Source organism: uncultured Clostridium sp. (assembly GCF_947036855.1).
Classification (GTDB): domain Bacteria; phylum Bacillota; class Clostridia; order Clostridiales; family Clostridiaceae; genus Sarcina.
In genome coordinates this window covers 1-5,869 of record NZ_CAMQRY010000133.1, presented here as the reverse complement: position 1 = coordinate 5,869, position 5,869 = coordinate 1, and the positions used below count along the sequence as shown (strand labels likewise).

Sequence of the window (5,869 nt, the reverse complement as noted above, 5' to 3'; positions counted from 1 at the left end):
ATTTAACTCTATAGTATTTTTATCTGTAAATAGTAACATTTTTTTTACAATCAGCTGAAAAGCTTAACATTTTTTATTTTTTTATTTTGAATTAGTAAAAACTTATATTCAGTTGGTTTTTTTTACTATTTTATCTACTATAAAATTTATTTTTATATAAAAAAAGACTATGTAGATATTTAAATGTCTACATAGTCCTTTGACTTATATTTTAAATTAGTAACCTTGTCTTGTAGTTTTAGTTTGACCTTGGTTAGAATCAGTATTATATTCTGTATCTGATATACCTTTGAATGATTGAACTGGTGCATTTTTTATAACCATAAATTTATACCCATGCTCTTTAAAGAATTTAATAACTCCTGGAAGTCCATTAACTGTATCAACCTTAGCTCCTGCATCATGACATAATATTACATCTTGTGTCATATCTTTCCACTGATGTGTTGATGCTTTAAGCATTGCTGCTGGGCTAATTTCTGCTTGTGTTGCTGCAACTCCTGAATCTGATGTCCAGTCCATTGCTGTCCAACCCTCTTGGTCTAATGCCTTATTAAACTCTGCTAAATGTGGATCTTTATATGTTACTCTTGACATATATCCACCTGGAAGTCTTAAAGCTCTTGTATCAAAATGTGGCCCTAAAACATAGTGTTCTAAATCTTTACAATCATTAATTTGTTTCATAAATTCATCAACATTTACTGAAGACGCTCCATGATATTGAGGATATAAAATATTTAATTGATGAGTAAATGTATGATCCCCTACTGAATCTCCATCCATTATCTCTTGTCTTACTATATTCTGTATTGCTTTATTACTCTTCATATGATCCCCTATTAAGAAGAATGAAGCATGTACACCATTTTCTTTTAATATATTAAGTATTTTAGGTGTATTATTTACACTTGGACCATCATCAAATGTTAAGAAAACTTCTTTTTGTTTAATTTTAGATTTTCCACTTACCATAAGTGCTATTTGATTAACTGGCACAGCATACTTATTTGCTGAGTAAATTAAATTTTCACCTGGAATTATTTCATTTGGCTTATACCAACTAGGAATAGGGTTTACATACCCAAGGTTATTTGGTGCATCAAATCCAGCCTTCATTTTAGCCATATCAGCATCTGAAATTTTACCTGCTGTTGCTCCTAAATCTGGAATTGTTGTAAATGTTGACTTTACTGTTGCAACTGATTGTCCCTTACCATTATTTAATATTGGTGATGTACCTGTTGCTGGGTTATATCCTACATTTTCATACATATCTCCTACTCCAGTTCCCTTTGACCCTGTTGCTGCCTTTGTGATATCAGTAACTTTTTTACTGTTATCAACTGGTGCTGCCTCAGCCTTTGATGCTACAACCTTATGTTTCACTACAGCTTCACTTGAATCTTTTCCATGGAAATAGATTCCTGTTCCAACTCCTGCTACAATTAATGCTGCAATAACTACTGCAAGCGTTTTATTCATTTTCCCATTTTTCTTTCTTCTTATCATTATAAACACTCCTAAATACTTAATATGTGAGCTAAAAATTTCTCGCTCTTAAAAATCCTAAACTTAGAATAACACTTGCAAATCATTCTTATGTAACAAAAAATAAACGATACATTTAATATTTACCTTTATATTTACCTTTATATTTACTAAATATTAGTTTTCAGATTTCTTATGTTTGTAACATAGTTTTCAAACGTACTATCAATATTATATTTGCGTATAAAAAAAGGATATATTTTCTATAAATATATCCTCTAACACCTACTTTTTCTTGATTCTATCTACTATTTCCATTATGTCTTTTCTTGTTAATATTTCTTCATATTTTACATCATTTAAAACACTTTCTAAACACATCATCTGCATTTTTTTAATTTGTATTCTTCCCATTTTAGAATCTTTTTTCTTATAAGCAATTTCATTTACATACCACGGTAGTTCTATTCCACCTATCAGCATTGGTGTTTCTTCTAAAAAATTTTCAAATGATAATAAAAATTTCTTGAAACATTCAACTTGCTCATTAAAAGTTCCATACTCCATTAATAATTCAAGTTCTATGATATCATCAGAATAATTTTCTTTCACCTCTCGTGCCTTTTGTATATTTTTCTTAAGTTCTAAATATTTTTTTGCTTTATCAATATCATTTTCTTTATAAGCACCTGCAAGTGAAGTTATAACACCCTCAGCATTTAATATATGCGTTAAAAGTGATTTTTGAAGTAACTTCCTCCCTTTTTCATTCTCACCTTTTTTAATATACATATTACCTATACAAGCATTTACATCCATACTTATTGTTTTTATCTTTTCAAAAAATTTAAGTGCTTCATCATAATCGTCTATCTGTGTATATATATTTCCAGCCATCATAATAGTAAGCCCTACCATTTCATCATCATTACAATTATTTATAATATCATTAAAAATATTAAGCGCCTTCATATACTTTACTCTAGCATCATCTTTATCCTTTGTTTTACTAGCTTGCATAATTATAAGACTTGCAAATGTAAATTTAAGATTATATGCCTTTGTATACTTTCTTAAATACTTTGTACAAAACGACATTGCTTTTTCTTCATCTGCTTCAAATAAATCTATACACTCAAAACTTATTTTTTCTACTTCCTCATCAGATATATTATGCTCATAATTCATTAAATCATCTATACTAACGTCAAAAAACTCTGCAATAACAGGTAAAAGTGTTATATCTGGGTAACTTATTCCACCTTCCCATTTTGAAACTGCAGCAACTGAAACTCCAACCACTCTTGATAACTCTTCCTGTGTTAGCTTTTTCCCTTTTCTAAGCTTATATATATTTTTACCAATTTCTAATATATTCATAAATTATATCCCCCCCTATTACTCTCTATAACCTAATTATAAAAGACTCCATTGCACATAACAATGGAGCCTTAGTTAAAATTTTACTAACTTTACTTAACTAAAGGTTAACTTATTTCTATAAGTTTTCCTTTAAATATTTCATATTCACTTTTATCTTGAATTACTATAATTGTAGTTTTATTATTTCATTTAGAATATTTTAAAGTATATTACCATTTTTATTACTCTTATACCCTCTATCATGATACTTCGTATGAAATAATTCATGTGCTATGCCTTCTCCTGGTTTATTACCTAATATATCATACATTTTTTGCATAGCTATATTATCATGCGATTTTCTTTTTGGTAAAGCTTTTTCATCTTGATTGTATAAAACTGAAGCTCTCATTTTAACATAATCAACTTCTTCTCTTATCTTTGAACTTACAAATGGCTGTCCACCACCATTTACACATCCACCTGGACAATCCATAACCTCAATTAATGTATATCCCTTAGCAAGATTTCCTTCTTCTACAAACTTAAAGAAATTACTCGCACCATTTATTACAGCTACTTTATGATCTGTCCCTGCTATATTAATAGTAGATTCTTTAACTCCCTTAAATCCTCTTATTTCTGTATATTCTATATCTTCTAAATCTTTATTTTCAATTACATCCTTAGCAGTTCTAAGAGCAGCTTCCATAACTCCACCTGTTGCTCCAAAAATTGCCCCTGCCCCTGTATATTCCCCCATAGATGGGTCTGCTTCTCCATCTTCTAAATTTTTAAAATCTATTTTTTTAGATTTTAATATTCTAGCAAATTCTCTTGTAGTTAAAACTGCATCAATTCCTCTCTCTCCAAAATTCTCCATCTCTGGTCTTTCCATTTCAAACTTTTTAACTATACATGGCATTATAGAAACTGTATATACATCCTTTGCTGGAATACCAGAAATTTTAGGATAATAATACTTACTTGCAGCACCAAATATCCCCATTGGTGATTTTGTTGTTGAAAGGTTTCCTATAAGTTCTGGAAAATGCAATTCTATAAGTCTAATCCATCCTGGGCAACATGATGTGAACATTGGAAGAGTTCCTCCATTTGAAAGTCTATCTATAAGCTCTGATGCCTCTTCCATTATTGTTACATCTGCTGCAAAATTCAAATCAAACACTTTATCAAATCCAAGCATTCTAAGTGCCGTATATGTTTTCTTTGTAACATCTACCCCAAACCCCATATTAAACTCTTCACCAAGAGCAGCTCTAACAGATGGAGCCATACAAACTATAACATGTTTATCCTCATCTTCTAATGCTTCTAAAACTCTTTCTATATGGCTTTTTTCTTGAAGTGCATCAACAGGACAGGATATTAGACACTGACCACAAAGTAAACATCCTGTATCATCAAAGCACTTTAAATCTCTTGCACCTATAATCCTTTCTCCATTATCAGTTTCATGGAATAATATAGATTTTGTAGTTGTCTTAACAGAACAACTTGCAACACATCTTCCACACTTTACACATCTACTTCTATCTATAACAAGCGAACTGCTTCTATCATCAACATAGTCTGACTTATCAGAATAGTCCTTTCTTTCGTCAGGAATAGCTTTAATTTCTCTAACAAGTTTTAAAAGTTCACAGCTTTCTTTTCTTTTACAAAACCCACACTTAAAATCATGATTATTTAAAATTTTTGCAAGTTCCTTCTTAACTTCAGCTTTTATAAAATCACTCTCTGATGTAACTATCATTCCATCTTCAGCCTTTGTAACACAAGCTCTAAAGACTTTAGCATCTTTACCATCTATCTCAATAAGACAAATCCCACAAATTCCTTTATGGCTACACTCTTTATAGTAACAAAGTGCTGGTATATGTATATTATTCTCTCTAGCAAGTTCAAGAACTGTTTTTTCTCCTTCAAATACTATCTCTTGCTCATTAATTTTTATTAAACCCAAACAAATCAACTCCTAAACATAATATTCCTTATTTTCCCCATATATATATAAATTACTCTTAAAATTCTTAATATATTTTTAGAAATTAAGCTTATTTTTAATTGTATAATTAAATCATAAGCTTTAAGGGGGCGTTAAATTTGTTTACTATGCTACTTATCATATATGTACTTATATACCTACTACTTCTTTTTAAATTTAAAATTAAACCAAGCAAGTGTATCTATCCATTATCTGCAATACCTGCAAAACATAGAAAATCACTTATTATAATTGTAATTATACTTTTTGGTCTATCAATGTTCATACAAGGGAGTACTCCAACATTTATATTTGCTGTTTTAGGAGCTTCTTATATTCTTGAATACAAACAACTAAAAGAAGAAAAATCAAGATATTATTCACTTTTAAATACACTGCTTTTTTTCATCCTAGCTTTAGTTAGCACTACTAATATATTTTTATCAAGCTAAATTAATAATAAACTTCACCTTTTAAATATTTTAGGTGGAGTTTATCTAAAAATAAAAAAAGAACCACAATTAAATTGCGATTCCAAGCATTAAAATAAACTCATTTGAACTAAATTATTATCTTTACTCTTTCTACTTATTTTTTTTTCTACTTTCTTAATTTCCTCTTTAACCTCTACTACTTCCTCAAGTTTTATATTTTCATTTCCAATATACTTAAAAACAAAGTCTTCAACTTCTGATTTAGAAAAATTAAATTTTTCTAGTACTTGCTCTCCAGTAGATATATCATCAAACTTTAAATAAACATTTATTCCATCATCTAAAAAGAAATATGTCCCAAACTCCCATCTGCCCCCACAACAGTTAATACACATCTTTTCTATAACAATTCTAGCAACACTACTATCTGTTCCACTTAACAATCTTCCTCGTCTTATAACCTGTGTTGCTAAAAGTTCTTCAATTGCAACGTTACTATCCTTTATACTCATTCATTTATCTGCTACTCAAAATATGGACAAATATACCCATATCGAGATTTTTACTGCTTCCT

5 protein-coding genes are annotated in these 5,869 nt (G+C 29.5%); 1 reads left to right on the top strand and 4 read right to left on the bottom strand.

What is annotated here, in order from left to right; genetic code table 11:
- Window positions 1-216: 216 nt before the first annotated feature.
- From Q0V15_RS11090 to Q0V15_RS11080, 3 genes are all read right to left on the bottom strand, one after another.
- Window positions 217-1,512 (bottom strand): polysaccharide deacetylase family protein, encoded by a 1,296-nt coding sequence (locus Q0V15_RS11090; protein ID WP_297438980.1) that lies wholly within the window; start codon window positions 1,510-1,512, stop codon window positions 217-219.
- Window positions 1,513-1,776: 264 nt separating this feature from the next.
- Entirely contained in the window at window positions 1,777-2,871 is a 1,095-nt protein-coding gene (locus Q0V15_RS11085; RefSeq protein WP_297438978.1) for a helix-turn-helix domain-containing protein, read from the bottom strand.
- A gap of 202 nt (window positions 2,872-3,073) precedes the next feature.
- Complete coding sequence (locus Q0V15_RS11080; RefSeq protein WP_297438976.1) at window positions 3,074-4,840, bottom strand: ferredoxin hydrogenase; 1,767 nt, start codon at window positions 4,838-4,840, stop codon at window positions 3,074-3,076.
- Between the two features lie 140 nt (window positions 4,841-4,980).
- Between Q0V15_RS11080 and Q0V15_RS11075 the strand changes: the two genes are divergently transcribed.
- Window positions 4,981-5,313 carry a hypothetical protein gene (locus Q0V15_RS11075; protein WP_297438974.1) on the top strand — a complete coding sequence of 111 codons (333 nt, stop codon included), beginning with the start codon at window positions 4,981-4,983 and terminating at the stop codon, window positions 5,311-5,313.
- 89 nt (window positions 5,314-5,402) lie between these two features.
- Here Q0V15_RS11075 and Q0V15_RS11070 read toward each other — a convergent pair whose 3' ends face one another.
- Window positions 5,403-5,807 (bottom strand): hypothetical protein, encoded by a 405-nt coding sequence (locus tag Q0V15_RS11070; RefSeq protein WP_297438972.1) that lies wholly within the window; start codon window positions 5,805-5,807, stop codon window positions 5,403-5,405.
- Window positions 5,808-5,869: the final 62 nt, after the last annotated feature.